The 2,930-nt window shown below is 66.2% G+C and carries 4 protein-coding genes; all 4 read right to left on the bottom strand.

Annotation, left to right across the window (positions count from 1 at the left end; translation table 11 throughout):
• Positions 1-602, bottom strand: a 602-nt coding sequence (locus tag H5395_RS18050; protein WP_182793901.1) for a branched-chain amino acid ABC transporter permease, incomplete at its 3' end; no start/stop codon positions are given.
• Between the two features lies 1 nt (position 603).
• Positions 604-1,491, bottom strand: coding sequence for a branched-chain amino acid ABC transporter permease (locus tag H5395_RS18055; protein WP_182793902.1), 888 nt, complete (start codon positions 1,489-1,491; stop codon positions 604-606).
• Position 1,492: 1 nt separating this feature from the next.
• Entirely contained in the window at positions 1,493-2,194 is a 702-nt protein-coding gene (locus H5395_RS18060; RefSeq protein WP_182793904.1) for an ABC transporter ATP-binding protein, read from the bottom strand.
• Positions 2,191-2,928, bottom strand: a complete 738-nt coding sequence (locus tag H5395_RS18065; RefSeq protein ID WP_370576503.1) for an ABC transporter ATP-binding protein — start codon at positions 2,926-2,928, stop codon at positions 2,191-2,193. Before H5395_RS18065 ends, H5395_RS18060 begins: the two co-directional genes overlap by 4 nt.
• Between the last annotated feature and the right edge of the window lie 2 nt (positions 2,929-2,930).

The following is a 2,930-nucleotide window of genomic DNA, read 5'->3' on the forward strand; positions in this document are numbered from 1 at the left end:
GCCTTGAGGATCATCCCGAAGGGCGAGTTCACGAAGCGCCAGATCACCAGCAGCCCCAGCACGAAGATGGCCAGCACGAAGTAATACATGGTCATCGTGTCGCTCAGGTCGATGAACCCGAACAGATGGCCGCGCGGCACCGCCTGGATGCCGTCCTCGCCGTGGGTGAAGGGAACCTGCAGGCAGAAGAAGAAAAACATCTGCGCCAGCGCCAGCGTGATCATGGCGAAGTAGATGCCCTGCCGGCGAATGGCGATGGCGCCGATCACCACCCCCAAGCCGGTGGCGCCAAGGACGCCCATCGCCAGCGCGAACTCGGGGTTCCAGCCCCATTCCTTTGCCGCATGGGCAGTGAAATAGGCCGCGCCCCCGAAGAAGGCGGCATGGCCGAAGGACAGCAGCCCCGTGTAGCCCAGCAGCAGGTTGAAGGCCGCGGCGAAGAGCCCGAAGCACAGCATCGTCATCACGAAGACGGGATAGACCATGAAGGGCGCCGCGATCAGCAGAACCCCCGCCGCCAGCAGCAGCGCAAGCTGCGCGCCCCGTCCCATGGTGCGGACCGAACCCGGCTCGGCCGTCGAGATTTCGGATGTCCTGGCCATCTCAGCCCTCCTTCCCGAACAGACCCGCGGGACGCAGGATCAGCACGATCGCCATGATGACGAAGATCACGATGTTGGAGGCCTCGGGGTAGAAGACCTTGGTCAGCCCCTCGGCAACGCCCAGCAGGTAGCCGGTGACGATGGCGCCCATGATGGACCCCATGCCGCCGACCACGACCACCGCGAAGACGACGATGATGATGTTCGTCCCCATCAGCGGCGAAACCTGGTAGATCGGCGCCGCCAGCACGCCCGCGATCGCGGCCAGCCCAGACCCCAGCGCATAGGTCAGCGTCAGCAGCCGCGGCACGTTGATGCCGAAGCTCTGCACGAGCACCGGGTTTTCCGTGGCCGCGCGCAGGGTCGCGCCCAGCCGCGTCTTCTCGATCAGCGCCCAGACGGCGATGCAGACGATCAGCGAGGCGACGATCACCCAGCCGCGGTAGATCGGCAGCACCATGAAGCCCAGGTTGACCGCCCCAGTCAGGGCCGCCGGCGCCGAATAGGGCTGGCCCGAGGCGCCGAAATACCAGCGGAAGGTGCCCTCAAGCGCCAGCGCCAGGCCGAAGGTGAACAAGAGCCCGTAAAGGTGGTCGAGCTGATACAGCCGCGACAGCATCGTGCGTTCCACCAGCGCGCCGAAGGCGCCGACGACCAGCGGCGCGAGGATCAGCGCGAACCAGTAGTTCAGCCCGAACCAGTTCAGCGCCAGCAGCGCCACGAAGGCGCCCAGCATGTATTGCGCGCCATGGGCGAAGTTGATGACCCGCAGCAGGCCGAAGATCACCGCAAGGCCCAGCGACAGCAGCGCATAGAACGAGCCGTTGATGAGGCCCACGAGGATCTGGCCCATGAAGGCCTGGATCGGGATTCCGAAGATCATCGTCATCTCAGACTCCCAGTGTTTCTTGCAGCATGTTCATGCGGGCAGCGAGTTCGCCCACCGGGAACTCATGGGCCATCACGCCGTGGTCCATGACATAGAAGCGGTCCGCGACCTTGGAGGCGAAGCGGAAGTTCTGTTCCACCAGCACCACCGTCATGCCGCGCGCCTTGAGTTCCCGCAGCACCGCGCCGATGGCGTCGATGATGACGGGGGCCAGCCCTTCGGTCGGCTCGTCCAGCAAAAGGCAGCGGGCGCCGGTCCGCAGGATGCGCGCCATGGCGAGCATCTGCTGCTCGCCCCCCGACAGCTTGGTGCCGGGGCTGTTGCGGCGTTCCTTGAGGTTCGGGAACAGCGTGTAGATCTCGTCCAGCGTCATGCCGCCCTGCGCCACCACCGGGGGCAGCATCAGGTTCTCGTCCACCGACAGGGTCGCGAAGATGCCGCGTTCCTCGGGGACGAAGCCCAGCCCGGCCCGCGCGGTGCGGTGCAGCGGCATGGTCATCAGGTCCTGCCCGGCGAAACTGATCTGCCCGGTCCGCTTGCGGACGATGCCGATGATGGACCGCAGCGTGGTGGTCTTGCCCATGCCGTTGCGGCCCAGGATGCAGACGGTCTCGCCCTCGTTCACATGCATGTTCACGCCATGCAGGACGTGGCTTTCGCCATACCAGGCGTTCAGCCCGGCCACGTTCAGAAGCGCGCTCATGCTTCGGTCCCCATGTAGGCGGTGCGCACGCGCGGATCGGCGGCGACGGTGGCGTAGTCGCCCTCGGCCAGGATCTCGCCCCGCTGCAGCACGGTGACGAAATGGCAGATGTCGGCCACGACCGACAGGTTGTGTTCCACCATCAGGACGGCACGGTGGCGGGCGACCTCGCGGATGATCTCGGCCACGGTATGCACGTCCTCGTGCCCCATGCCGGCCATCGGTTCATCCAGCAGCAGCACCTGCGGGTCAAGCGCGAGCGTGGTCGCGATCTCAAGCACCCGCTTGCGGCCATAGGAAAGGTCGGCGGCGCGCACGTCGCGCCAGGGGGTCAGGCCCAGTTCGTCGATCAGCACCTCGGCCCGGCCGTTCAGCACGTCCAGCGCCTTGAGCGGGCGCCAGAACTGCACGTGCAGTTCGGCCGGGCGTTGCAGGGCGACGCGGACGTTTTCCAGCACCGTCAGATGCGGGAAGACGGCCGAGATCTGGAAAGACCGCACCAGCCCCATGCGGGCCACCACGTCGGGCTTCATCTTGGTGATGTCGGTGCCCAGCAGGGTGATCTGCCCGCGCGTGGGTTGCAGGAACTTGGTCAGCAGGTTGAAGACGGTGGTCTTGCCGGCCCCGTTGGGGCCGATCAGCGCGTGGATGCGGGCATGGTGGACGTCGAGGTTCACGTTGTTGACGGCCGTGAACCCCGAGAAGTCCTTGCCGAGGCCGCGGGCGGTAAGCACCA

The sequence above is a fragment of the Paracoccus sp. MC1854 genome (assembly GCF_014164635.1).
In the GTDB taxonomy this organism is placed as follows: Bacteria; Pseudomonadota; Alphaproteobacteria; order Rhodobacterales; family Rhodobacteraceae; genus Paracoccus.